The sequence below is a fragment of the Dactylosporangium fulvum genome (assembly GCF_025137375.1).
GTDB classification, from domain to species: Bacteria; Actinomycetota; Actinomycetes; order Mycobacteriales; family Micromonosporaceae; genus Dactylosporangium; species Dactylosporangium fulvum.
The window spans coordinates 2072574-2095935 of record NZ_CP073720.1 but is presented as its reverse complement, the minus strand read 5'-3'; the positions used below and the strand labels follow the sequence as shown (position 1 = coordinate 2095935).

Sequence of the window (23362 nt, the reverse complement as noted above, 5' to 3'; positions counted from 1 at the left end):
CATGCGGAAGCGCGCCGTGACGGCAGCCATGCGAACCGACCCCCTCTCGAACTCGAAGTTGTAGCCACGGTCCAGGACGGGCCGGGACCGCGCAAGCGATTTATCGCGACGCCAGGACCTCGGCGACCGCGGCGATCACACCCTCGGCGGTGCGGGTGGGCGCGTAGCGGGACTCGATCCAGCGCCGTCCCCGGTGCAGCCAGACGCTGCGCACGCCGACCCCGGCCGCACCGCCGATGTCGGCCTCCGGGCTGTCGCCGATCATCCAGGCCCCGCCGAGCCGCATCCGGGCCCGCTCGGCGGCGATGGCGAAGATGCGCGGGTTGGGCTTGCGGACGCCCGCCTCCTCCGAGATGACCCAGTCGGCGAGGTACCGGTCGAGGCCGGTCTTGCGCAGTTTCTCCTCCTGCTGCCGGGTCTCGCCGTTGGTGACCACCACCGGCACCCAGCCGGCGTCCTCGGCGATGGCGAGCGCGCAGGCGGTCAGCGGACTGAGCCGCATGCGGTCCATGATCGCCCCGCGCACCTCGTCGACCAGGTCGATGGCGGGGATCCTCAGCCTGTACCGCTCCCGGAGCCCTTCGGCGACGTCCCACGTCGACGCCATGCCGTCGGCGTCGACGGAGAGCAGCCATTCGAGGTCATAGGCGGGTGCGCCGATCCGGTAGAGGAAGTCGGTCGCCCAGGCGCGGAACGCCCCCGCCCTGTCCAACAGGGTGTCGTCCAGGCTGAGCAACAACAGGGGCACGCGGGCAGGTTACGTGACCGGATTGATATCGAACAGATCCTCTAGGGCGACAAAAACTTGCGAATCGGGATCGATCTTACGGAAGAAAACGCCGGGATGCCAAACCGTATGTACGGCTTGCATAATCGACCCGTGCCCAGGGTGAGCCAGGACCAGCTCGACGCACGCCGGAAGGAGATCCTCGCCGGCGCGCGGACCTGTTTCGCCCGCCACGGCTACGAGGGCGCGACCGTCCGCCGGCTCGAGGAGGAGATCGGCCTCTCCCGCGGCGCGATCTTCCACCACTTCCGCGACAAGGACTCGCTCTTCCTCGCCGTGGCCGAGGACGACGCCGCGACCATGGTAGCGACCGTCGCCGAGCACGGCCTCGTCCAGGTCATGCGCGACCTGCTCGCCCGGGCGGCCGACTCCGGCACGGAGCCCGAGCTCACCGGCTGGCTCGGCAGCCAGCTGGAGGTGTCGCGCCGCCTGCGCACCGACCCCGAGTTCGCCAAGCGGTGGGCGGCCCGGTCCGAGGCCGTGGCCGAGGCGACCCGCGAGCGGCTCCAGCGGCAGTTGGAGGCGGGTGTACTGCGGGCAGACGTGCCGATCGGCGTCCTCGCCCAGTTCCTGGAGCTGGCCTACGACGGTCTCGTGCTGCATCTGGCGACCGGACGGCCGGTGCAGGACCTGGAGGCGGTGCTCAACCTCGTCGAGGCCGCCGTCCGGCGGTCCTGAGGCAAGCTTTCCTCAAGTGTCCACCCGGCAAGCTGCCGTGTTTGCCGGCCGCACCCACACTGAGCCCATGAGGACATCGATCGTTGCGGGGCCGGGCGACACCTGGGGCATCGCCGGTCCGCAGTTCCTGTGGCTGTATTTCGGGCTCGCCGCGCTGGCGATCGTCGCCGTGCTCATCTGGCGGCGCAGCTACACGGGCGGGCCGTCCGTGCGCAAGGGCCATGCCCTCACCTCCACCCAGGCCGCGCTGCTCAACGGTGACCGCCGCCTCGCCGTCTACAGCTCCCTGGCCGCGCTCCGTGCCGCGGGTGCCATCGAGAGCGACTCCCGCGGATACCTCAAGCAGGTCAACCACCCGCCGACCGGCGCCTCCGAGCTGGACCGCGCCGTCTACGCCGCGGCCGGCCGGGAGATCACGGCCCGCGGCGCCCAGAACGATCGCCTGGTCAACAACGTGCTCGCCCGCACCGAGGCCGAGATGGCCCGGGAAGGCTGGCTCCTCGACGACAACACCCGCCGTACCGTCCGCATGGGCGCACTCGTGGTGTTCGCCGTCGTCGCCCTCGGCGTCATCCGGGTCTTCGCCGGGATCGGCAACAACAAGCCGGTCACCAACCTGATCCTGCTGATGATCCCGGTGATCGTCGTCGCGTTCCTGCTGCTCAACGTGCCGCGGGTGAGCGCGTCCGGCAAGCGGCTGCTCAACACCATGCGCCGCGAGTCGCACCACCTGCACCCCCGGCAGTCGCCGGCCTGGTCGACGTACGGTCCGCAGGCCGCGGCGCTGAGCGTCGGGCTCTTCGGCGTCGGCGCGATCTGGCTCGCCGACCCGTCGTTCGCGGAGGCCGCCGAGCTGCAGCGCAACATCGCGCAGACCGGCACCGGCTACTACTCCTCCGACAGCAGCGGCTCGTCCGGCAGCAGCGGCTCGAGCTCCAGCAGCTGCAGCGGCGGCTCCAGCTGTGGCGGCGGGGGCGGCTGCGGTGGAGGGGGTTGCGGCGGATGACCTCGCGGTACGGCGTGGCCATCGGCTGGCGCCCCGAGATCGCCGGCTACGTGGCGGACCTGCCCGGGCTGCGGTTCACCGAGGTCGTCGCCGAGTCCGTACACCCGCGTGAACCCCTGCCCGACGGGCTGCGAACGCTCGTCGAGCGGGGGGTCTGCGTGGTGCCGCACGGGGTCAAGCTGTCCCTCGGCGGGGCGGAGCCGGTCGACGACGCCCGGGCCGCCCACCTCGCCGAGTGCGCCGCGGCGCTGCGGTCGCCGCTGGTCAGCGAGCACATCGCGTTTGTGCGGGCGGGCGGCGTGGAGGCCGGACACCTGCTCCCGGTGCCGCGGACCCGCGAGGCCGTCGACGCCGTCGTCGCCAACGTGCGGCGCACCCAGGCCGCGCTCGGCGGCGTGCCGCTCGCCCTGGAGCCGATCGCCGCGCTCTTCGACTGGCCCGCCCCGGAGCTGACCGAGGGGCAGTTCCTCACCGAGATCCTCGACCGGACCGGCTGCGGGCTGCTGCTCGACATCGCCAACGTGTACGCCAACGCCCGCAACCGCTCCTCGTCGGCGGTGGAGCTGCTCGACGAGCTGCCCCTGGAACGGATCGCCTACGTGCACGTCGCCGGCGGCGCGGAGCACGACGGCTTCTACCACGACACGCACACCCACGCGACGCCGCCGGAAGTGCTCGACCTGGTCAAGGAGCTGTGCGCACGGACGACCCCGCCGGCGCTGATGCTGGAGCGCGACGGCCACTACCCGCCCGCGGCGGAGCTGGCCCGCGAGCTCGACGCGATCGCCGCCGCGGCGGGCTGGGCACCGATCACGGGGGCCGGCGGTTGAGTCTCGCGGAACAGCAGCGGGCGTTGGTGGCGGCGCTGGTCGGCGGGGCCGAGGTTCCCGCCGGCTTCGATGCCGCGGGTGTACTGGCGACAAGGACCGCCCTGCGCCGCAAACGGGCCGGTGAGGTCGCCCGGACCTGGCCGCTCCTGGCCGCCTCCTACGGCGACGCCTGGCCGGCGACGTTCGCGCGGTGGGCCGCCGGCCAGCCGCCGAACGGCTCACTGTGCGACGGCTGGGACTTCGCCCGCGACGCCGGGGACAGCCTGCCCGACCTGGCCCGCCGCGAGCTCGCGGAGCGGGAGGCGGCGTTCGACTACGACGGCGTCCACGCCCCGGTCCGGCGCGGCCGGCTGGCCGCCTGGATGCGCCGCCGCCGCGGCTGACCGGCCGGACGCGCTCGATACGATCCGGGCCATGGATCTCGGGCTCGCCGACCGCGTCTACATCCTCACCGGGGCCTCCCGCGGCCTCGGGTTCGCCACCGCCGAAGCGCTGGTCGCCGACGGCGCACGGGTCGTGATCTCCGGCCGCACGCCGGAGACCGTCGACGCCGCCGTCGACACGCTCGGACCGGAGCACGCCGCCGGTCTCGTCACCGACCTGGGCGACCCGGATGCCGGCGTGCGCCTCGTCGAGCTGGCGAACACCCGCTTCGGCCGGTTGGACGGCGCGCTCGTCTCGGTCGGCGGCCCACCGCGCGGCGGGGTCCTCGACAGCCCGGAGGCCGCCTGGCTCGCCGCGTTCCAGACGGTCTTCCTCGGCACCCTGCGGACCGCGCGCGTGGTCGCCGACGCGATCGGCAGCGTCGCCGAGGGCGAGGACGCGGCCATCGCGATCGTGCTGTCGACGTCGGTGCGGGTACCGATCGACGGCCTCGCCATCTCCAACGGCCTGCGGCCCGGCCTCGCCGGCGTCGCCAAGGACCTCTCCGATGAGCTCGGCCCGCGTGGCATCCGGGTTGTGTCCCTGCTGCCCGGACGGGTCATGACCGACCGCAGCCGGGAGCTGTTCGCCGCGAGCGACGACCCGGACCGGGCCGCGGCCGAGGCCGCGAAGGCCGTCCCGCTGCGCCGCTTCGCCGATCCGGCGGAGTTCGGGCGGGTCGCCGCGTTTGTCCTGTCCCCGGCGGCCAGTTACGTCACCGGCGTCGCCCTGCCCGTCGACGGCGGCTTGATCAGAGCTGTCTGAGACCCGTCATATCACCGGTCCTGCCGATCCGCTCTGGTTGATTGAGCCGGTTATGGCCTTGGTTCGGGGTTCACAGCGGACCCTCAGCGGGACGGAGGACGATGCTCAGCGACGAAATGCTGCTCGCCGATCTACGGCGGGTGGTTGCCCTGCTCGATCCGGTGCCACCGGCGGCGTCGGCGCCGCCCCGTCTAGCGCCACCCGCTGTTCCATCGACCCCGTTGCATCGCCCGTCGACGGGTGACAACCTCGATGGCCCTCCGTGACGCTTTCCGTACAGAAGGTTCGCTCTTCTGAACGGGGGCATCATGAAGCTCGCACTCTGCATCGGCATCAACGACTACCCGGGCGTCGACAACGACCTCACCGGCTGCCGCAACGACGCGGACGACTGGGCGGCGGCGCTCGGAAACCGCGGGTTCGAGATCCGCAAACTCGTCGACAGCGCGGCGTCGGGCGCGGCGATCCGCACCGGCATCCGTGACCTGCTGGGCCGCGCGACCTCCGGCGACGCCGTCGTGATCACGTATTCCGGACACGGGACCTGGGTGCCGGACCGCGACGGCGACGAGTCCGACCACCGCGACGAGGCGCTGTGTCCGCACGACATCGCGGTGAACGGCCCGCTGGTGGACGACGAACTCTTCACGCTGTTCGAGCGGGCCGCTCCGGGCGTGCGCACGGTGCTGATCTCGGACTCGTGCCACTCCGGGACGCTGACGCGGCTGAACCGCCCGATCGGCGACCACCGCCGCCCGAGCCGCTTCCTGCCGCCGTCGACGTTCCTGTCCCCGGCCGAGGCGACACGTGCCGGAGCCCGCCCGCCGTTGCGCGCGAAGCCCCGCTCCGCTGCGTTGTTGCTGGCAGGCTGCAAGGACAGCGAATACTCGTACGATGCGTCGTTCAACGGCCGCCCCAACGGCGCCTTCAGCTACGTGGCGCTGACAACGCTGACCGAGCTGCCGGAGTCGGCCACATACCGCGACTGGCTGCGGGCGATCCGCGCCCAGCTGCCGAGCCAGGATTTCCCGCAGACCCCCGCCCTCCAGGCCACAGCGGCACAACTGGCCTGGCCACTGCTCAGCTGATCCCTGGGCAGCCGCACGGGCGACGGCCACCGAGTTGATCGTGGCGTGCTGTGGCTGCCATGGCGACCACAGCACTCCACGCTCAACTCGACCGACCCGACTCGTGGACGGACGGCGGTGGGAGGGGCCGTGTCAGGGGGTTGGTAGCGCGGGGGCCGGGGACGTCGGGTGGGGGGCCGGGGAGTCGATGACGGCGAACTGGGTGCGGTACAGCTCCGCGTACAGCCCGGCGGTGACGACCAGCTCGTCGTGTGTGCCGCGCTCGACCACCCGGCCGTCGTCGACGACGAGGATCTGGTCCGCGTCGCGGATGGTCGACAGGCGGTGGGCGATGACCAGGGCCGTCCGGCCCGCCAGCGCCTCGGCCAGGGCCCGCTGGACCGCGGCCTCCGACTCGGAGTCGAGGTGGGCGGTGGCCTCGTCGAGGATGACGATCGACGGTGCCTTCAGCAGCAGGCGGGCGATCGCGATCCGCTGCTTCTCGCCGCCCGAGAACCGGTAGCCCCGCTCCCCCACCACCGTGTCGAGCCCTTCCGGCAGCGACTCGACCAGCTCGCCCACCTGCGCGCGCCGCAGCGCCGTCCACAGCTCCTGGTCGGTCGCGTCCGGCTTGGCGTATCGCAGGTTCTCCGCGATCGTCTCGTGGAACAGGTGCGAGTCCTGCGTGACGACGCCGATCGTGTCGTGCAGGGACTGCAGGGTGGCGTCGCGGACGTCGACGTCACCGACGAGGACCGCGCCACTGGTCGCGTCGTAGATGCGGGACACGAGCATCGCCGTCGTCGACTTGCCGGCGCCGGACGGGCCGACCAGGGCGACCATCTGCCCGGGCTCGACCGTGAACGACACGCCCTTGAGGACCTCGTCGTTGACCGCGCGGTCGAGCGACGCGACGTCCTCGAGCGAGGCGAGGGAGACCTCCGACGCGCTCGGGTAGCGGAAGTGCACGTCGCGAAACTCGACCTTCGCCGCGCCCTCGGGGATCTCACGCGCGCCGGGCCGCTCGGCGATGGCCGGGGCCAGGTCGAGGACCTCGAAGACCCGCTCGAACGACACCAGGGCGCTCATCACGTCGACGCGGACGTTGGACAGGGCGGTCAGCGGACCGTAGAGCCGGGTCAGCAGCAGCGCCAGCGTCACGACCGTGCCGGCGGTGATCTGCCCGCTGACCGCGAACCAGCCGCCCAGCCCATAGGTCAGGGCCTGGGCGAGCGAGGCGACCAGCAGCATGCTGACGAAGAACACGCGGCTGTACATCGCGGTCTGGATGCCGATGTCGCGCACCCGCCCGGCCCGGTCGGCGAAGCGCTCCGCCTCCGTCTCCGGACGGCCGAAGAGCTTGACGAGCAGCGCGCCGGCGACGCCGAACCGCTCGGTCATCGTGGCGTTCATCTGGGCGTCGAGCTGGTAGGCCTCGCGGGTGATCGCGGCCAGCCGCTTGCCGACCCGCCGGGCCGGGAGGATGAAGACCGGCAGCATCACCAGGGACAGCAGGGTGACCTGCCACGACAGGGTGACCATCACGGCCGCGGTGAGCACGAGCTGGATGACGTTGCTGACCACGCCGGACAGCGTCGAGGTGAACGCGCGCTGGGCGCCTTGCACGTCGTTGTTGAGCCGGCTCACCAGCGCGCCGGTCTGGGTGCGGGTGAAGAACTGCAGGGGCATGCGCTGCACGTGGTCGTAGACCTGCGTGCGCAGCGACAGGATGATCCCCTCGCCGATGCGGGCGGAATACCACCGCTGGACCAGCGACAGCAGCGCGTCGGCGACGGCGAGCCCGGCGATGAGGAACGCCACCCGGCCGATGGCACCACCGGCACCCGGTCCACCAGCGTTGATCTTGTTGATCACGTCACCCGCGAGATACGGCGTGGCGACGCCGATCGCCGCGCCGAGCACGACGGTGACCAGGAAGACCGAGATGTCCCGCCGATACGGCCTGGCGAAGGCGATGATGCGCCGCGTGGTGGCGCGGCTGAGCCGCTTGCCGGCGAGCTCGTCGGCCTTGCGCAGGGAGCGCAGCGTCTCCCAGCCCGCCATGCCGCTCATCGGCGAAGTCATGAAGCACACCCCCGGCGAAATGAAGTCCTCTGCCGCGCAGTCTGCCCGGCAGGTACGACAACTTTTCGGGAGCGGGGATGCTTCCCAGCGGAGGCTGGGACGAAAGTCCTACTCCTCGAGGCCGGCCAGCGACCGGATCCGGCGCAGCTGTGCCGCTCGCTCCGCGGCCTCCTGCTGCCCGAACGTGTGCGCCGCCGCCTGCGAGAGCAGCGCCTTGATCTCGATCACCGCGTCGCGGGAGCCCTCCAGCACGGCCGCCGCGAGGTCGCGGGCCGCCGAGTCCAGCTCGTCGCGCGGCACGACGATGTTCGCGAGGCCGATGGCCGACGCCTCGTCCGCCGCGACCCGCCGTCCGGTGACGCACAGCTCGAGCGCGCGGGCGTAGCCCACCAGCTCGACCAGGCGCTTGGTGCCACCCAGGTCGGGCACCAGCCCCAGCTTGATCTCGGCCATGCTGAACAGCCCGTCGGCGGCCAGCACCCGGAAGTCGCACGCGAGCGCCAGCTGGAACCCCGCACCGATGGCATGGCCGTGCACCGCCGCGACGGAGATGAGCGACGGCTGGCGCAACCAGGAGAACGCCTCCTGGAACCCGGCGATGCGGGCGTCCGCGTCCTCGGACGCGGCGATCCCGCCCAGCATCGTGGTGGCGGCCGAGGTGTCGAGCCCGGCTGAGAAGGCCCGCCCCTCACCGCGCACGATCACCACCCGGACGTCACCCGGAAGCGACCTGCCGAACGCACGCAGATCCGCCCAGAGTGCGGGGGTCTGCGCGTTGAGGACCTGGGGCCGGCACAACGTCACCGTCGCAACCGGCCCGTCGAGGTCGAATCGCGCCTCTCCCGACGAGGGAGCGACGTTCACGCCTTCTTGCGGCGCCGGGCACCGCCACGCTGGCGAAGCTGAACGCCTGATTCGGTCAGCACCCGGTGCACGAATCCATAGGAACGACCGGTGGAAGCGGCGAGCGCACGGATACTCTCACCGTTGGTGTACCGCTTCACGAGGTCCTTCGCCAGCGTCTGCCTTTCGGTCCCGACGATCCGGCGACCCTTCTCGGTGCTGGTGGTGGCGGTGGCTGCCATGCTGATCCCTCACGTCCCAGACAGAGCGGTTGGTGCGGTCCCACCTATTAGACCGCCTCGGACGATCATGCGCTAGATATCGACAGGAAGCCAACCGACACGCAGAGCATTGTCGCCTACCCGATACCGTGATGCGCCGTGATGAGCGAACTGCCGATCGAACGGCCCCGGACTGCGCATCGTGAGCGGCGCGATGCGCTCTGTTGGCTTCTATTGGCGCTCGGCGGGCTCGCCGTGGCCGCACTCGCGGTGCAGCTCGACGCCCATCTCGGGACGGCAAGCGCCCCCTTCCTCGGCAGGTACAAGATCAGGATCGGCCCGGCCACGGTTCTGGCGCCCGCGGTGGCCGTGGCTGTACTGTGGCTTACGTCACAGGGGCACCTGGCGGTCCGGAGCTGGAAACAAATTCAGCTTTTCGGGTACGTTACCGGCCTGACGTGGGCAATTACTTTGGCGCTTGTCGATGGGTGGTCGGGCCTTACCAAAACCCTTGGTTCACCCGAGGAATATCTGGGTGACGTAAGTCGGGTGGGTGACGATCCGCTCGGATACATCAGACATTTCACGGCCGACGCGGCGTACCACTCGGTGGCCTCCCGCGGCCATCCCCCGGGTCCCGTTCTGTTTCTGTGGGCCCTCGAGCGAATCGGCGTCGGCAACCACATTTTCCTCGGATTCCTGATCACCGCGGTATCGGCCCTTACGATTCCACTGGTGTTGTCGGCGGTACGTGACTCGGTCGGCGAAGAGGCGGCCCGGCGGTACCTTCCGGTGCTCGTCCTCGCGCCGTACGCGATCTGGGTGGCCGTCAGCCTCGACGGCCTCGTCGCCGCGCTGGGCGCCGCCGCGATCGTCGCCGGCCTGCGCGCCAGTCGCCGGCGGGTCCGCGGCCGGCCGGCCATGGGCTGGGCCCTGCTCGCCGGCCTGCTGATCGGCCTCGCGGCCCTGTTCTCCTACTCAGCGCCCTGGCTGGGCCTGTCACTGGTCTGCGTGTACTTCGCGCGCCGACGAGCCTTCCTCAACGTCGCGAGCGGCGTCGGCGCCCTGCTGCCGATCCTCGGCGCCCAACTGCTCGGCTTCACCTGGGCCGACGGCCTCGTCGCCGCCGAGACCGACTACGCGAGCCGGATCGCGCCGTACCGCTCGGTGCTGTGGTGGAGCGCGATCAGCGTGGTCGTCCTGCTCCTCGCGACCGGCCCGGCGATCTACGCCAGCGCACGGAAGGTGCGCAACACGGCGGCGTGGCCGTTTCTGGTCGGCGCCGGTGCCGCGGTGGTCTTCTCGATCGCGGCCGGCCTCGCCCGGGGCGGCGTCGAGCACGCCTGGCTGCCGTTCTTCCCCTGGCTCACGGTCGCCGCGGTGGCTGCGGACAAGCCCGCCGGGGAGCTGCCGCCCACGCCGTTGTTGCTGGTCGGCGTGGGCGCCGTTCTCGCGGTCCTCATCGAGGCCACCCTGGTCACGCCATGGTGATCAGGCCAGCTCGACGAGCTCCAGCAGGTCGTCGCTCCAGGCGTCCTCGACGCCGTCGGGCAGCAGGATCGCCCGATCGGGCTTGAGGGCCGCCACGGCGCCCGGGTCGTGCGTGACGAGGACGATCGCCCCGGGATACCGCGCGATCGCGTCGAGCACCTGCTCCCGGCTCACCGGGTCGAGGTTGTTCGTCGGCTCGTCGAGCAGCAGCACGTTGGCGCCCGAGCAGACCAGGGTGGCCAGGGCCAGCCGGGTCTTCTCGCCGCCGGACAGCACGCCCGCGGGCTTGTCGACGTCGTCGCCGGTGAACAGGAACGCGCCGAGGATCTTGCGCAGGTCGGTGTCGGTCTGGTCCGGCGCCGCCGAGCGCATCAGCTCGAGGATCGTCCGGTCGACGTCGAGCTGCTCGTGCTCCTGTGCGTAGTACCCCATCTGCAGCCCATGGCCCGGGACGACCTCGCCGGTGTCCGGGGTGAGCTCGCCGGCGAGCATGCGCAGGAGCGTCGTCTTGCCGGCACCGTTGAGGCCGAGGATCGCCACACGGGAGCCGCGGTCGACGGCGACGTTGACGTCCATGAAGATCTCGAGCGATCCGTACGACTTGGAAAGCCCACGCGCCGTCAGCGGGGTCTTGCCGCAGGACTTCGGCTCGGGGAACCGCACCTTGGCGACCTTGTCGGCGACGCGGACCTCTTCGAGGCCGTCGAGCATGCGCTCGGCGCGGCGGGCCATGTTCTGCGCGGCGACGGTCTTGGTGGCCTTGGCCCGCATCTTGTCGGCCTGCGCCAGGAGGGCGCCGGCCTTCTTCTCGGCGTTGGCCCGCTCCCGCCGGCGGCGCTTCTCGTCCGTCTCGCGCTGCTGCTGATACAGCTTCCAGCCGACGTTGTAGAAGTCGATGGTGGCGCGGTTGGCGTCGAGATACCACACCTTGTTGACGATCGCGTCGAGCAGGTCGACGTCGTGGGAGATGACCACGAGACCGCCCTTGTGCTGGGACAGGAACCCGCGCAGCCAGGTGATCGAGTCGGCGTCGAGGTGGTTGGTCGGCTCGTCGAGCAGCAGGATGCCGCCGCCGGTGGCGCTCGCGTCGCGGAAGAGGATGCGGGCCAGCTCGATGCGGCGGCGCTGGCCGCCGGAGAGCGTGCCGATGGTCTGGGCGAGCACGCGGTCGGGCAGGCCGAGGTTGGCGCAGATGCGGGCGGCCTCGGACTCGGCCGCGTAACCCCCGAGGCCGGCGAAACGGTCCTCGAGCTGGCCGTAACGGCGGATGAGCCGCTCGTCGTCGCCGAGCTTCGCCTCCAGGGCCTTCATCTCGGCGTAGATCGTGTCGAGGCCACGGGCGGACAGCACCCGGTCGCGCGCGGTGACCTCCAGGTCACCCGTGCGCGGGTCCTGGGGCAGGTAACCGACGGGGCCCCGCCGCTCGACCTGGCCGGCGTGCGGGGTGCCCTCGCCGGCGAGCACCTTGAGGGTGGTGGTCTTGCCGGCGCCGTTGCGACCGACGAGGCCGATGCGGTCGCCGGGCTGCACGCGGAGGTTGATGTCGCTGAGAAGGATGCGCGCACCCGCACGCAGCTCAAGACCAGTGGTCGTGATCACGTAGGACTCACTCTCGGACAGAGGGGAAAATGGGCAGACTCCTGGTGTCGAACCGGGGGTCACTCCCTCTGCGTGATCACGGCGATATTCTACCGTCCGCCCCCGGTCCGGCCACCACACGATTACGTCACAAGATCATCGGGTACCGGTCGAGGCAGACGCCGGTCGATACACAACCCCGAGGTGTGCGATGGAGTTCAACGACGATGCCGATCTCGACACCAGCCAGGTCAACGACCGGCGGGGCTCGGGTGGCGGTGGGTTCGGCAGAGGCGGCGGCCTCGGCGGCATCCCCATCCCGATCGGCGGCGGCAAGGGCGGCCTGATCATCACCATCATCATCCTGGCCCTCGTCGTCTGCGGCGGTGGCGGGCTGTTCGGCAGCGGGCTGCTGGGCGGCGGTGACGACCAGGCCGACAACACCAACATCAACAAGCAGTGTGACAAGAGCAACCCGAACCGGTTCAAGAACGCCGAATGCCGCAACGTCCTCTACGTCAACTCGGCGCAGGCGTACTGGAAGAGCGAGCTTCCGGCGGCGTTCGGCAAGCAGTACGAGCAGGCGAACACCAACTTCTTCAGCGGCGCGGTGAACACCGGCTGCGGGCAGGCCGACTCCGGCGTCGGGCCGTTCTACTGCCCCGCGGACCGCCAGGTGTACATCGACCTCACCTTCTACAACGAGCTGTCCAACCGCTTCGGTGCGTCCGGCGAGTTCGCCGCACCGTACGTGATCGCCCACGAGTACGGTCACCACGTGCAGAACCTGCTCGGTACCAACGCGCGGGCCCAGCAGGGTGCCCAGCAGGGGGCCAAATCCGCGTCGGTGCGGCTGGAGCTGCAGGCCGACTGTTATGCCGGCACCTGGGCGAACCACGCGACGGAGACCAAGGACCCGCAGGGTGACGCCCTGTTCAAGTCGATCACCGAGTCCGACGTCGCCGAGGCGATCCAGGCCGCGGAGGCGATCGGCGACGACACCATCCAGAAGCGGTCCGGCGGCCGCGTGAACCCGGACGCGTTCACCCACGGCACGTCGGCGCAGCGCAAGAGGTGGTTCCTCCAGGGCTACAACACCGGGGACCCACGCCAGTGCGACACGTTCAACACGAGCAACCTGTGACGCTCCTGGAACACCTGCGGGAGGTCTACGCCGGCGCCGCCGACCCCGAGAAGGCGGCGCCGATGCGCGCCTACATGCGGGACCGCTTCGAGTTCCTCGGCATCACCAGCGCACCCCGCCGGGAGCTGACCCGGCAGGTGCTCAAGGGCCGGCCCGGACCGGCCGAAGGCGACCTCACCGAGGTCGCGCTCGCCTGCTGGGCGCTGCCGGAGCGCGAGTACCAGCACTTCGCCTGCGACTACCTGCGTCGGCACGCCGCCGTGCTCACCCCGGCCGCGCTCCCGGCGGTGCAGACGCTCATCACCACGAAGTCGTGGTGGGACACCGTCGACATCCTGGCGTCCAACGTCGTCGGGGTGATGGTCGCCGGCCATCCGGCGCTCGTGTCCACGATGGACGCCTGGGCTGCCGGGAGCGAGCTGTGGCTGGTCCGCACCGCGCTGCTGCACCAGCTGCGGTACAAGGAGCGGACGGACGCCGACCGGCTCTTCGGCTACTGCACGCGGTGGGCCGGTGAACGGGACTTCTTCATCCGCAAGGGCATCGGCTGGGCACTGCGCGAATACTCCCGGACCGACCCGGGGGCCGTGCGCGAGTTCGTCGCCGCGCACCCCGAGCTGAGTGCGCTGTCGGTCCGCGAGGCGACGAAGCACCTCTAGAGACGTCTCGGATTCGCGGACCTCCGGCAACGGCGTGCGCCACCGACCGGGGCCTCCGCAGATCCACGCACCGGCACTTCCACGATTCCAGGCGAAAACCAGTGGATCTGGTACTTCCGGTGCGCGAGACTCGCCGCCATGTCGAGCGTCAGGTGTCGTAGCTGTGTCGTCGCCCCCGCGGGGGAAGGCGCCCGCCGACAGCAGCGCTCCCTGACGGAGGCGAGCCGCAAGCAGCGGTCGTGACGCCCGGCCTCGGCGAGGTGGTGGCCTCGGGCCTCCTCGCCGGATACGGGGTCGCCATGCCGGTCGGCGCGATCGGCGCCCTGATCGCGGCCCTGGCCGCCCGCACCTCCTGGAAGGTCGGCGTCGCCGCCGCGCTGGGCGTGGCCACGGCCGACGGCCTGTTCGCGGTGGTGGCCGTCCTCGGTGGCGCCGCCCTGGCCGGGGTCATCGAGCCGATCTCCGGCCCGCTGCGCTGGACGGCCGCTGTGGTCCTGCTCGCGCTGGCCGCGAAGACGGCGACGGACGCCCTGCAACGGCGCGGCGTGGCCGCGACCGCCCGGAAGGAGGACGGCCGGATGAGCCGTCCCCTGGGTGCGTATTTCGCGCTGCTGGGCCTGACCATGCTCAACCCGGCGACGATCGTCTACTTCGGCGCGCTGGTCATGGGCCGCCGCGCCGACGACGGCCTCTCGGCATCGGCGGAAGCGGTCTGGGTGACGTCGGCGTTCGTGGCCTCGGCGAGCTGGCAGCTGCTGATCGCCGGCGGCGGCACGCTGCTCGGCAAGGTGCTGACCAGCCCGGCCGGCCGCCTCTGGACAGCCCTGTCGTCCAGCGCAGTGATAGCCGTGCTGGCAGTCCTCCTGGTGTTCCCGTAACGCGCCCGGCGATGCTGTGCATGATCGAGGGAAACTTCACGTCGCCAGGGCGACACGAAGTTTCCCTCGATCGTGCAGCGGGCGTCAGACGTTGAAGCCGAGCGCGCGGAGCTGGTCGCGGCCCTCGTCGGTGATCTTGTCCGGGCCCCACGGCGGGAGCCAGACCCAGTTGATGCGGATGTCGGAGACCAGGCCGCCGCCCGGGCCGGTGCACAGCGCCTGGCGGGCCTGGTCCTCGATGACGTCCGTCAGCGGGCAGGCCGCGGACGTGAGCGTCATGTCCAGCGTCGCGACGTTCTCCTCCTCGTCGACGTGGATGCCGTAAACGAGGCCCAGGTCGACGACGTTGATCCCGAGCTCGGGGTCGACGACGTCCTTCATCGCCTCTTCGATGTCGGCGAGCGCCGCAGTCATGGCTTCTCCTCAACAAATCCCGCCCGGCTGACCGCGTCCTTGTACGCCATCCACGGCAGGAGGGCGCACTTGACGCGCGCTGGGTACTTCGCGACGCCGGCGAACGCCACCGCGTCCTCCAACACTGTCTCATCCGGCTCGACCTGCCCACGCCCGCCCATGAGCTCGGCGAACGCCGTGTGCCGGTGCAGGGAGTCGGTCACCGTCGCGCCCTTGAGCAGGTCGTACAGCACACTCGCGGAGGCCTGGCTGATCGAGCAGCCCATCCCCTCGTACGAGATGTCCGACACCACGTCGCCCTTGAGCGCGACGCGGAGCGTGACCTCGTCGCCGCACGTCGGGTTGACGTGGTGCGCCTCCGCGTCGAACGGGTCGCGCAGCCCCCGGCCGTGCGGGTGCTTGTAGTGGTCCAGGATGATCTCCTGGTACAGCTGGTCGAGCTTCATCAGGCGAAGACCTTCCGCACCCGTTCGACACCCCGGACGAGCGCGTCGATCTCGTCGGTGGTCGTGTAGAGGTAGAACGACGCCCGCGTCGTCGCCGGCACGCCGAAGCGCACGCAGGTCGGCCGCGCGCAGTGGTGCCCGACGCGGACCTGCACGCCCTCGTCGTCGAGGATCTGCCCCACGTCGTGCGGGTGTACGCCCTCGACGGTGAAGGAGACGGTCGCGCCCCGGTCCACAGTGGACGTCGGGCCGATGATGCGCACCCCGGGCACCGACTGCAGGGCGTCCAGCGCGTAGGCGGTGACCGTCTTCTCGTACGCCTCGATGGCCGGCATGCCGACCGCGGTCAGGTAGTCGACGGCCGCGCCCAGGCCGACCGCCTGCGCGATCGGCGGGGTGCCGGCCTCGAACCGCGCCGGCGGCGGCATGAACGTCGTGCCGGTCATCGACACCGTCTCGATCATCGAGCCGCCGCCCAGGAACGGCGGCATCGCGTCGAGCAGCTCGAACTTGCCCCACAGCGCGCCGATGCCGGTCGGGCCGAGCATCTTGTGGCCGGTGAACGCGACGAAGTCGACGCCCAGCGCGGTCACGTCGACCGGCAGGTGCGGCACCGACTGCGAGCCGTCGAGCAGGACCAGCGCGCCGACCTGCCGGGCCTTGGCCACGATGACGTCGACCGGGTTGATCGTGCCGAGGATGTTGGAGTAGTGCACGAACGACACCAGCTTGGTGCGCTCGGTGATCAGCTCGTCGATCCGGGACAGGTCGAGACGGCCCTCGTCGGTCATGCCGAACCACTTGAGCGTCGCGCCGGTCCGCTGCGCGAGCAGCTGCCAGGGCACGATGTTCGAGTGGTGCTCCATCTCGGTCACGACGATCTCGTCGCCGGGCCCGAGCCGGAAGCGCGGGTCGTCGGAGACCGGCGTGAACGCGTGGGCGACCAGGTTGATCGCCTCGGTGGAGTTCTTGGTGAACACGATCTCGGCCGCCGCCGGGGCGCCGACGAACGCGGCGATCTTCTCGCGCGCTCCTTCGAACGCCTCGGTGGATTCGGTACCGAGGGTGTGGACCGACCTGGCCACGTTGGCGTTGTGCCGTTCGTAGTGCTCACGCACCGCGTCGATCACCTGGCGCGGCTTCTGCGAAGTGTTCCCGGAGTCCAGGTAGACCAGCGGGTTGCCGTTGATCTGCCGGTCGAGGATCGGGAAGTCCTTACGGATCGACTCCACATCGAGTGCGTTCATGTACCGGTTCCCCTATGCGACGGAGGCCGGATCCGCACCGGCCAGGTAGCGCTCGTAGCCCTGGGCCTCGAGCTCCTCGGCCAGTTCCGGGCCGCCTTCCTCGACGATCCGGCCGCTGACGAACACGTGGACGAAGTCGGGCTTGATGTAGCGGAGGATCCGCGTGTAGTGCGTGATCAGCAGCAGGCCGGTGTCGCCGTTCTCCCGGACCCGGTTGACGCCCTCGCTGACGATGCGCAGCGCGTCGATGTCGAGGCCCGAGTCGGTCTCGTCGAGCACCGCGATCTTCGGCTTGAGCAGCTCCAGCTGCATGATCTCGTGGCGCTTCTTCTCACCGCCGGAGAAGCCCTCGTTGACGTTGCGCTGCGCGAACGCCGGGTCCATCTGCAGCTTCTCCATGGCGCCGCGCAGCTCGCCGGCCCAGGTGCGCAGCTTCGGGGCCTGGCCGTCGATGGCGGTCTTGGCGGTGCGCAGGAAGTTGGCCACGGACACGCCGGGGACCTCGACCGGGTACTGCATGGCGAGGAACATCCCGGCGCGGGCGCGCTCGTCGACGGTCATGGCGAGGACGTCCTGGCCGTCGAGGGTGACGGAACCTCCGGTGACCTCGTAGCGGGGGTGGCCGGCGATGGAGTACGCGAGCGTCGACTTGCCCGAGCCGTTGGGGCCCATGATGGCGTGGGTCTCGCCCGCGCGTACGGTCAAATCCACCCCGGCCAGGATCGGCTTCAGCTCGCCGTCGGGCAGCTTGACCGAGACCTGCAGGTTGCGGATCGAAAGCTCGCTCACTTGGTAACTCCGTTGCTCGAGTTCAGCTCGATGTAGACGTCGCCGTCGCGGACTTCGACGGGGTAGACCGGGACCGGCTCGGTGGCCGGCAGGCCGGTGGGCTCGCCGGTGCGCAGGTCGAAGCGCGAGCCGTGCAACCAGCACTCGAGGGTGCAGCCCTCGACCTCACCCTCCGACAGCGGCACGGCGGCGTGCGAGCACTCGTCGTAGACGGCGTAGAAGTGGTCGTCGTCGGCGTGCACGAGCGCGATGTCGGTCCCGTCGACGGTGACCCGCACGGCCTCGCCCTTGGCCACGTCAGTGGCCGAACACACCCGGATCATCATGCACCGGCCGCTTCGAGTCGCGCCTCGATGGCCGCGCCCAGACGGTCACGCAGCTCCTCGACCGGGATCTTGTGCAGCAGCTCCGCGAAGAAGCCGCGCACGACCAGCTTGCGGGCCTGGTCGTCCGGGATGCCCCGGGACATCAGGTAGAACAGCTGCTCGTCGTCGAAGCGGCCGGTGGCGCTGGCGTGGCCGGCCCCGGCGACCTCGCCGGTCTCGATCTCCAGGTTGGGCACCGAGTCGGCGCGCGCCCCGTCGGTCAGGACCAGGTTGCGGTTGATCTCGTACGTGTCGGTGCCGGTCGCCTCGGTCCGGATGAGCACGTCGCCGACCCAGACCGTGTGCGCGTCGTCGCCCTGCAGCGCGCCGCGGTAGGCGACGTAGCTGCGGCAGTCCGGCACCGAGTGGTCGACGAGCAACCGGTGCTCCATGTGCTGGCCCGCGTCGGCGAAGTAGAGGCCGAACGCGTCGATCTCGCCGCCGCGGCCGGTGTAGTCGACGCTGGTGTACTGCCGGACCAGGTCGCCGCCGAGCGTCACCTGCACGTGGGTGACCCGGGCGTCGCGGCCCAGCCGGAAGCGGATGTGCTGCGCCTGCACCGCGTCGGCGGCCCAGTCGGTGACGGTGACCAGCGTCAGCTTGGCGGCGTCACCGACGACGACCTCGACGTTGTCGGCCAGCGTGACCGAGCCGACCTGCTCCAGCACGACGGTCGCCTCGGCGAGCTGCCCGACCTCCACCACGGTGTGGCCGTATGCGACCTCGGTCGTCGAGCCCACCAGCCGGATCACGGCCGGGGTCTCGACCACCGCGTCACGCGCGACGGAGACGACCAGGGCCTCGGTCGCCGAGCCGGCCGCAAGGGCGCTGATCCGGTCGAACGGGGTCAGCGCCGAGCCGACGCGCGGGTCGCCGCGGTCGACCGTGGACACGGTGACTCCGGCCGGCAGGTCGCCGGCCTCGGCCTTCGGCGCGGTCGCGCCGGGGCCGGCCGTCGCCGTCGCCAGGCCCCGCAGGCGCTTGAGCGGCGTGAACCGCCACTCCTCCTCGCGGCCGGTGAGCGCCGAAAAGTCGGCGACGTCGAACGAGCGGACCTGCTGGGCGCGGGTCTTCGGGGGGACAAGGACGGGGGCGCTCATCCGACAGCGCCCTCCATCTGCAGCTCGATGAGCCGGTTGAGCTCCAACGCATACTCCATGGGCAGTTCCTTGGCGATCGGCTCGATGAAGCCGCGCACGATCATCGCCATCGCCTCGTCCTCGGTGAGGCCGCGCGACATCAGGTAGAACAGCTGGTCGTCGCTGATCTTCGAGACCGTCGCCTCGTGCCCCATCGCCACGTCGTCCTCGCGGATGTCGACGTAGGGGTAGGTGTCCGAGCGGGAGACGGTGTCCACCAGCAGCGCGTCGCACTTGACCGTGGACTTCGAGTGGTGCGAGCCCTCGAGGACCTGGACGAGGCCGCGGTACGAGGTGCGGCCGCCGGCCCGGGCGATCGACTTCGACACGATCGTCGAGGAGGTGTGCGGCGCGGCGTGCACCATCTTGGCGCCCGCGTCCTGGTGCTGGCCCTCACCGGCCATGGCGACGCTCAGGACCTCGCCCTTGGCGTGCTCGCCGGTCATGTAGACGGCCGGGTACTTCATCGTGACCTTGGAACCGAGGTTGCCGTCGACCCACTCCATGGTGCCGCCCTCGTGACAGACGGCGCGCTTGGTGACCAGGTTGTAGACGTTGGTCGACCAGTTCTGGATGGTGGTGTACCGGCAGCGGGCGTTCTTCTTCACGATGATCTCGACGACCGCGGAGTGCAGCGAGTCGGACGAGTAGATCGGCGCGGTGCAGCCCTCGACGTAGTGCACGTAGGCGCCCTCGTCGACGATGATCAGCGTCCGCTCGAACTGGCCCATGTTCTCGGTGTTGATCCGGAAGTACGCCTGCAGCGGGATCTCCACGTGCACGCCCTTCGGCACGTAGATGAAGCTGCCGCCGGACCAGACCGACGTGTTGAGCGAGGCGAACTTGTTGTCGCCGACCGGGATGACGGTCGCGAAGTACTCCTTGAAGAGCTCCTCGTGCTCCTTGAGCGCGGTGTCGGTGTCCAGGAAGACGACGCCCTGCTCCTCGAGGTCCTCACGGATCTTGTGGTAGACGACCTCGGACTCGTACTGCGCGGCGACACCCGCGACCAGCCGCTGCTTCTCGGCCTCGGGGATGCCCAGCTTGTCGTAGGTGTTCTTGATGTCCTCGGGCAGCTCGTCCCAGCTGGCCGCCTGCTTCTCCGTCGACCGGACGAAGTACTTGATGTTGTCGAAGTCGATCTGCGACAGGTCCGCGCCCCAGGCGGGCATCGGCTTGCGGCCGAACAGCCGCAGCCCCTTGAGCCGCAGGTCGAGCATCCACTCAGGCTCGTTTTTCTTCGCGGAGATGTCGCGCACGACGTCCTCGTCGAGACCCCGGCGCGCCGAGGCCCCGGCGGTGTCGGAATCGGCCCAGCCGTACTCGTACCGGCCGAGGCCGGCAAGCTGATCGGCAGTCGTCATCTCACGTTCCTTTGCCTATCGGGACGGGCACCGGGATGCACCGGAGCCGGAATGTGGGTCGTGCAGACGCCATCGCCGTTGGCGATGGTCGCGAGTCGCTGGACGTGCGTGCCGACCAGGCGGGAGATCACCTGGGTCTCGGCCTCACACAGCTGCGAGAACTCGGCGGCGACGTGCGCCACCGGGCAGTGGTGCTGGCACAGTTGACCGCCGGTGGCGATCGTGGACGCGCCGGCCGCATAGCCCTCCGCGGTCAACGCCTTCGCCAGCGCCTCGGCGCGGGCGAGCGGGTCGTCGCCGGCCTCGGCCATGGCCGCGCGGCAACGCTCCTCCAGGCTCTCGACCTGGGCCGCGGCGAACGCGGCGACCGCCTCCTGACCGCCGTGGTCGGCGATCCAGTGCAGGGCCGCGGCGGCGAGCCCGTCGTAGGTGTGTGGCAGAGTCTCCCGGGCGGCGTCGGTCAGCGTGAACACGCGAGCCGGCCGGCCCCTGCCACGCCTGCCGCGGTCGGGCCGCTCACGGCACTCGACCAGGCCCTCGGCGAGCATCGCGTCGAGGTGACGGCGGACACCGGCGGGGCTCAGGCCGAGCGTGAGGCCCAGCTCCGTGGCGGTGGCGGAGCCCTGCTGGAGCAGCAGCTCGGTGACCCGGTCGCGGGTCCTGACGTCGATCATGGCGGACGGTGGGCACGCGTCGGCGACAGCAGGTTGTGTCACGTCGGCGTTTTTCACAACACCAACGTTACGTAAATCGCCGACCCCCGGCAAACCGCCGTCCGGGTGATCCAAAGCACGGAAGGTAACCCTAACCAAACCATCCCGCACCGCCCCCTGCGCCGATCTTGGAGTTGTGGCGCCTCGACACTCCCGGGATGTCGGGTTTGTCAGGGGCCACAACTCCAAGATCGGCGCGGCAGGAGCGAGGGGTGGCGCGAGGCAGCCCGCGCGCGGGGCGCGATATGTAGCCTCGCGTAGTATCGGCACGTGCTGCGCTTCCTGCTTCGGCTGCTCGACAGCAGGGCCACGCTGCGGCGGGCGGCCCTGGCCACCCTGGTCGCCAACATCGGCATCGTCGTCACAGGCGGTCTGGTGCGGCTCACCGGGTCCGGGCTGGGCTGCCCGACCTGGCCCCGCTGCACCGACGACTCCTATGTCACGACGCGTGAGATGGGCTTCCACGGCGTCATCGAGTTCGGCAACCGGACGCTGACCTTCCTGATCGGGTTCATCGCCGCCGTCGCGGTGCTCGCGGCCTGGCGGCAGCGGCACCAGGTGCCCGGGGTCTTCGCCGGCGCGGTCTGGGTGCTGCTGGGCATCGGCATGCAGGGGGTCATCGGCGGCATCACCGTCCACATGGCGCTCAACCCGTGGATCGTCGCGACGCACTTCCTGGCGTCCATGGTGCTGATCGCCATCGCGTACATCTTCTGGTACCGCACGAAGGAGATCCCGCCGAACTGGACGGCGCCCAAGGCGATCCGCACCGGTGGCGCGCTGATCACCGTGGTGAGCGCCGCCGTGCTGGTGCTCGGCACGATCGTGACCGGCAGCGGCCCGCACTCGGGTGACACGCGGGCCAGCCGCACCGGCTTCGACCCCGCGGCCATGTCACAGCTGCACGGCGACGCGGTGTTCGTGCTCGTCGGGCTGTCGGTGGCGATGTGGCTGGGCCTGCGCGCGCTGAGCGCCCCGCTGCGGGTAACCAGGGCGGCCGCCACGCTCGTGGTCGTCGAGCTCGCGCAGGGTGTGGTCGGCTTCGTGCAGTACTTCGCCGGTCTCCCCTGGCCGGTGGTCATCCTGCACATGCTCGGCGCCTGCCTGGTCTGGACCTCGACGCTGAGCCTGCTGCTGTCGCTCACCCCGCGCCGGGCCGGTCAGCGCTCCGAGGACCGCGACCACTCGCTCGCGAGCACCGCGTAGAACAGGTCGTCCGTCCACTCGCCCTTCCACCAGCTGGCCTGCACGCACAGCCCCTCACGGCGGAAGCCCAGCCGCTCGAGCAGCCGCGCGGAGCGCTCGTTACGCGCGTCGAGCGTGGCGTGCACCCGGTGCAAGCCCTCCTCCACCAGCAGGAAGTCGACGATCCGGCGGACCGCCTCGGTGGCGTAGCCGCGGCCCTGGTGCTCGGGGGCCAGCGTGAACCCCAGCTCCGCCTGCCGGCCGCCGTCGCCCCGGTTGACCCCGACGTCGCCGACCAGCTCGCCGGTGTCCCGGGCCTCCACGGCGTACTGGAACCAGCCCTCCCGCTCGGGATCGAGGTGTGCCACCTCGGCGACGAAGGCGATGGCGTCGCCGAGCGGGAACGGCGCGTCCCACGACTGGTAGCGGGCGACGTCCGGATCGGAGCGGTAGGCGGCGAGGGCGGGGGCGTCACCCGCGCGGAACCGGCGCAGGATGAGCCGGTCGGTCTCCAGCAACACGCGACCACTGTACGGCCGCCGCCGCGCACAGCAGCCCGACCGTTACCGAGGTGATGATCCGGACGCCGAGGACGTGCGGCCCGTGGTAGCCCAGCAGCCAGGTGGTGAGGAAGCCGGTCGCGGTGACCGCCGTGGCCACGCCCCAGAACAGCGGCGCACGCACGGCGACCGACGGCGCCGGGCCGTGCCAGTGGCGCAGCAGGTGACGGCGCCCGCAGTACCAGACGAACACGGGCATCAGCACGAGTGACGAAGCGTCGCTGACCAGGCGGACCTGCCACCAGGCGGCGACCGGGCCGGGGTGGGTCACCAGGTCCCAGAGCAGGTGGCTGGCCACCCCGAGCAGCGCCGACAGCACGGTGACCCACCAGGCGTGACGGACCCGGCCGAGGACGCCGTACTCACGCAGGAAGCCGGGCAGGTGCGCGGCCACCGTCGGCGCACCCCGGCGGATCAGCCAGGCGGTGAACAGCGCCGCCGGCAGGCTCCACCAGAGCGAACCGAGCAGTGTGTGGCTGCGGATCGTGACGCCGATGCCGGCGAAGGCGTAGGCGGTGTCGGGCGCGCAGGCGCCGGCCGCCAGGGCGACCCCGTCGAACCAGCGGGGCCGCCACACCTTCAGCGGTAGTACGGCGAGCGGATGTGTCGGCAGTGTCGAAGGCACGGACCTGATGCTGCCTACCGTGACCCGGCAAGCGGCCGTCCTGCACCGGATCCGCACAAC

The 23362-nt window shown here is 70.7% G+C and carries 26 protein-coding genes; 11 read left to right on the top strand and 15 right to left on the bottom strand.

Annotation, left to right across the window (positions count from 1 at the left end):
* Window positions 1–100 precede the first annotated feature (100 nt).
* Window positions 101–748: an HAD family hydrolase gene (locus Dfulv_RS09775; protein ID WP_259862353.1), complete on the bottom strand. Its 648-nt coding sequence runs from the start codon at window positions 746–748 to the stop codon at window positions 101–103.
* A 132-nt stretch (window positions 749–880) separates the two neighbouring features.
* On the opposite strand from Dfulv_RS09775, the gene Dfulv_RS09770 reads away from it, so the two are divergent.
* The 6 genes from Dfulv_RS09770 (at window position 881) to Dfulv_RS09745 (ending at window position 5577) form a co-directional block, all read left to right on the top strand.
* Complete coding sequence (locus Dfulv_RS09770) at window positions 881–1465, top strand: TetR/AcrR family transcriptional regulator (protein WP_259862352.1); 585 nt, start codon at window positions 881–883, stop codon at window positions 1463–1465.
* Window positions 1466–1532: 67 nt separating this feature from the next.
* Entirely contained in the window at window positions 1533–2471 is a 939-nt protein-coding gene (locus Dfulv_RS09765; RefSeq protein WP_259862351.1) for a TIGR04222 domain-containing membrane protein, read from the top strand.
* Window positions 2468–3301, top strand: a complete 834-nt coding sequence (locus Dfulv_RS09760) for a DUF692 domain-containing protein (RefSeq protein ID WP_259862350.1) — start codon at window positions 2468–2470, stop codon at window positions 3299–3301. Before Dfulv_RS09765 ends, Dfulv_RS09760 begins: the two co-directional genes overlap by 4 nt.
* Window positions 3298–3684, top strand: a complete 387-nt coding sequence (locus Dfulv_RS09755) for a hypothetical protein (RefSeq protein ID WP_259862349.1) — start codon at window positions 3298–3300, stop codon at window positions 3682–3684. Before Dfulv_RS09760 ends, Dfulv_RS09755 begins: the two co-directional genes overlap by 4 nt.
* Window positions 3685–3715: 31 nt before the next feature.
* The gene (locus Dfulv_RS09750) at window positions 3716–4489 is read left to right on the top strand and encodes an SDR family oxidoreductase (RefSeq protein ID WP_259862348.1); all 774 of its coding nucleotides are present in this window, start codon (window positions 3716–3718) and stop codon (window positions 4487–4489) included.
* Between the two features lie 308 nt (window positions 4490–4797).
* Window positions 4798–5577, top strand: coding sequence for a caspase family protein (locus tag Dfulv_RS09745; RefSeq protein ID WP_259862347.1), 780 nt, complete (start codon window positions 4798–4800; stop codon window positions 5575–5577).
* A gap of 132 nt (window positions 5578–5709) precedes the next feature.
* Here Dfulv_RS09745 and Dfulv_RS09740 read toward each other — a convergent pair whose 3' ends face one another.
* The 3 genes from Dfulv_RS09740 to Dfulv_RS09730 all read right to left on the bottom strand — a co-directional run bounded on the left by Dfulv_RS09740 (window position 5710) and on the right by Dfulv_RS09730 (window position 8726).
* Window positions 5710–7641: an ABC transporter ATP-binding protein gene (locus tag Dfulv_RS09740; protein ID WP_259862346.1), complete on the bottom strand. Its 1932-nt coding sequence runs from the start codon at window positions 7639–7641 to the stop codon at window positions 5710–5712.
* 108 nt (window positions 7642–7749) lie between these two features.
* Window positions 7750–8505 (bottom strand): enoyl-CoA hydratase/isomerase family protein, encoded by a 756-nt coding sequence (locus Dfulv_RS09735; protein ID WP_259862345.1) that lies wholly within the window; start codon window positions 8503–8505, stop codon window positions 7750–7752.
* On the bottom strand, window positions 8502–8726 hold the full coding sequence (locus Dfulv_RS09730) for a helix-turn-helix domain-containing protein (RefSeq protein ID WP_259862344.1): 225 nt from the start codon (window positions 8724–8726) through the stop codon (window positions 8502–8504). Before Dfulv_RS09730 ends, Dfulv_RS09735 begins: the two co-directional genes overlap by 4 nt.
* 714 nt (window positions 8727–9440) lie before the next feature.
* Between Dfulv_RS09730 and Dfulv_RS09725 the strand changes: the two genes are divergently transcribed.
* Window positions 9441–10196 (top strand): hypothetical protein, encoded by a 756-nt coding sequence (locus Dfulv_RS09725; protein WP_259862343.1) that lies wholly within the window; start codon window positions 9441–9443, stop codon window positions 10194–10196.
* Here Dfulv_RS09725 and Dfulv_RS09720 read toward each other — a convergent pair whose 3' ends face one another.
* Window positions 10197–11795 (bottom strand): ABC-F family ATP-binding cassette domain-containing protein, encoded by a 1599-nt coding sequence (locus Dfulv_RS09720; RefSeq protein WP_259862342.1) that lies wholly within the window; start codon window positions 11793–11795, stop codon window positions 10197–10199.
* Between the two features lie 190 nt (window positions 11796–11985).
* On the opposite strand from Dfulv_RS09720, the gene ypfJ reads away from it, so the two are divergent.
* The 3 genes from ypfJ (at window position 11986) to Dfulv_RS09705 (ending at window position 14455) form a co-directional block, all read left to right on the top strand.
* A complete protein-coding gene (gene ypfJ, locus Dfulv_RS09715; RefSeq protein ID WP_259862341.1) occupies window positions 11986–12918 on the top strand; it encodes a KPN_02809 family neutral zinc metallopeptidase in 933 nt (310 codons plus the stop codon).
* Entirely contained in the window at window positions 12915–13577 is a 663-nt protein-coding gene (locus tag Dfulv_RS09710; protein ID WP_259862340.1) for a DNA alkylation repair protein, read from the top strand. Before ypfJ ends, Dfulv_RS09710 begins: the two co-directional genes overlap by 4 nt.
* A gap of 299 nt (window positions 13578–13876) precedes the next feature.
* Window positions 13877–14455 carry a LysE family translocator gene (locus Dfulv_RS09705; protein WP_259867578.1) on the top strand — a complete coding sequence of 193 codons (579 nt, stop codon included), beginning with the start codon at window positions 13877–13879 and terminating at the stop codon, window positions 14453–14455.
* A gap of 84 nt (window positions 14456–14539) precedes the next feature.
* Here Dfulv_RS09705 and Dfulv_RS09700 read toward each other — a convergent pair whose 3' ends face one another.
* From Dfulv_RS09700 to Dfulv_RS09665, 8 genes are read right to left on the bottom strand one after another with little or no spacing between them, the layout of a single operon-like run.
* A complete protein-coding gene (locus Dfulv_RS09700) occupies window positions 14540–14869 on the bottom strand; it encodes a metal-sulfur cluster assembly factor (protein ID WP_259862339.1) in 330 nt (109 codons plus the stop codon).
* Entirely contained in the window at window positions 14866–15315 is a 450-nt protein-coding gene (gene sufU, locus Dfulv_RS09695) for a Fe-S cluster assembly sulfur transfer protein SufU (RefSeq protein ID WP_259862338.1), read from the bottom strand. Before sufU ends, Dfulv_RS09700 begins: the two co-directional genes overlap by 4 nt.
* Entirely contained in the window at window positions 15315–16562 is a 1248-nt protein-coding gene (locus tag Dfulv_RS09690; RefSeq protein WP_259862337.1) for a cysteine desulfurase, read from the bottom strand. Before Dfulv_RS09690 ends, sufU begins: the two co-directional genes overlap by 1 nt.
* 12 nt (window positions 16563–16574) lie before the next feature.
* Complete coding sequence (sufC, locus tag Dfulv_RS09685) at window positions 16575–17351, bottom strand: Fe-S cluster assembly ATPase SufC (RefSeq protein WP_259862336.1); 777 nt, start codon at window positions 17349–17351, stop codon at window positions 16575–16577.
* Entirely contained in the window at window positions 17348–17674 is a 327-nt protein-coding gene (locus Dfulv_RS09680; protein WP_259867576.1) for a bifunctional 3-phenylpropionate/cinnamic acid dioxygenase ferredoxin subunit, read from the bottom strand. Before Dfulv_RS09680 ends, sufC begins: the two co-directional genes overlap by 4 nt.
* Window positions 17674–18816 (bottom strand): Fe-S cluster assembly protein SufD, encoded by a 1143-nt coding sequence (gene sufD, locus Dfulv_RS09675; protein ID WP_259862335.1) that lies wholly within the window; start codon window positions 18814–18816, stop codon window positions 17674–17676. The genes Dfulv_RS09680 and sufD overlap by 1 nt, the downstream gene beginning before the upstream one ends.
* The gene (gene sufB, locus Dfulv_RS09670; RefSeq protein WP_259862333.1) at window positions 18813–20219 is read right to left on the bottom strand and encodes a Fe-S cluster assembly protein SufB; all 1407 of its coding nucleotides are present in this window, start codon (window positions 20217–20219) and stop codon (window positions 18813–18815) included. Before sufB ends, sufD begins: the two co-directional genes overlap by 4 nt.
* Window positions 20216–20893 (bottom strand): helix-turn-helix transcriptional regulator, encoded by a 678-nt coding sequence (locus Dfulv_RS09665; protein WP_259867574.1) that lies wholly within the window; start codon window positions 20891–20893, stop codon window positions 20216–20218. Before Dfulv_RS09665 ends, sufB begins: the two co-directional genes overlap by 4 nt.
* 309 nt (window positions 20894–21202) lie before the next feature.
* On the opposite strand from Dfulv_RS09665, the gene Dfulv_RS09660 reads away from it, so the two are divergent.
* Window positions 21203–22138, top strand: coding sequence for a COX15/CtaA family protein (locus tag Dfulv_RS09660; protein WP_259862332.1), 936 nt, complete (start codon window positions 21203–21205; stop codon window positions 22136–22138).
* Here Dfulv_RS09660 and Dfulv_RS09655 read toward each other — a convergent pair.
* Together Dfulv_RS09655 and Dfulv_RS09650 are read right to left on the bottom strand one after the other, a co-directional pair.
* A complete protein-coding gene (locus Dfulv_RS09655) occupies window positions 22093–22638 on the bottom strand; it encodes a GNAT family N-acetyltransferase (protein ID WP_259862331.1) in 546 nt (181 codons plus the stop codon). The two genes, Dfulv_RS09660 and Dfulv_RS09655, sit on opposite strands and share 46 nt — an antisense overlap.
* Window positions 22589–23302, bottom strand: a complete 714-nt coding sequence (locus tag Dfulv_RS09650) for a DUF4184 family protein (protein ID WP_259862330.1) — start codon at window positions 23300–23302, stop codon at window positions 22589–22591. The genes Dfulv_RS09655 and Dfulv_RS09650 overlap by 50 nt, the downstream gene beginning before the upstream one ends.
* Window positions 23303–23362 lie beyond the last annotated feature (60 nt).

What these genes read in the sequence shown, in the direction of transcription:
- Dfulv_RS09765 (WP_259862351.1), top strand. Translation starts at nt 1,533, where the DNA reads ATGAGGACATCGATCGTTGCGGGGCCGGGCGACACCTGGGGCATCGCC.
- Dfulv_RS09760 (WP_259862350.1), top strand. Translation starts at nt 2,468, where the DNA reads ATGACCTCGCGGTACGGCGTGGCCATCGGCTGGCGCCCCGAGATCGCC.
- Dfulv_RS09750 (WP_259862348.1), top strand. Translation starts at nt 3,716, where the DNA reads ATGGATCTCGGGCTCGCCGACCGCGTCTACATCCTCACCGGGGCCTCC.
- Dfulv_RS09745 (WP_259862347.1), top strand. Translation starts at nt 4,798, where the DNA reads ATGAAGCTCGCACTCTGCATCGGCATCAACGACTACCCGGGCGTCGAC.
- Dfulv_RS09740 (WP_259862346.1), bottom strand. Translation starts at nt 7,641, where the DNA reads ATGACTTCGCCGATGAGCGGCATGGCGGGCTGGGAGACGCTGCGCTCC.
- Dfulv_RS09730 (WP_259862344.1), bottom strand. Translation starts at nt 8,726, where the DNA reads ATGGCAGCCACCGCCACCACCAGCACCGAGAAGGGTCGCCGGATCGTC.
- ypfJ (WP_259862341.1), top strand. Translation starts at nt 11,986, where the DNA reads ATGGAGTTCAACGACGATGCCGATCTCGACACCAGCCAGGTCAACGAC.
- Dfulv_RS09705 (WP_259867578.1), top strand. Translation starts at nt 13,877, where the DNA reads ATGCCGGTCGGCGCGATCGGCGCCCTGATCGCGGCCCTGGCCGCCCGC.
- Dfulv_RS09700 (WP_259862339.1), bottom strand. Translation starts at nt 14,869, where the DNA reads ATGACTGCGGCGCTCGCCGACATCGAAGAGGCGATGAAGGACGTCGTC.
- sufU (WP_259862338.1), bottom strand. Translation starts at nt 15,315, where the DNA reads ATGAAGCTCGACCAGCTGTACCAGGAGATCATCCTGGACCACTACAAG.
- Dfulv_RS09690 (WP_259862337.1), bottom strand. Translation starts at nt 16,562, where the DNA reads ATGAACGCACTCGATGTGGAGTCGATCCGTAAGGACTTCCCGATCCTC.
- Dfulv_RS09680 (WP_259867576.1), bottom strand. Translation starts at nt 17,674, where the DNA reads ATGATCCGGGTGTGTTCGGCCACTGACGTGGCCAAGGGCGAGGCCGTG.
- sufD (WP_259862335.1), bottom strand. Translation starts at nt 18,816, where the DNA reads ATGAGCGCCCCCGTCCTTGTCCCCCCGAAGACCCGCGCCCAGCAGGTC.
- sufB (WP_259862333.1), bottom strand. Translation starts at nt 20,219, where the DNA reads ATGACGACTGCCGATCAGCTTGCCGGCCTCGGCCGGTACGAGTACGGC.
- Dfulv_RS09665 (WP_259867574.1), bottom strand. Translation starts at nt 20,893, where the DNA reads ATGATCGACGTCAGGACCCGCGACCGGGTCACCGAGCTGCTGCTCCAG.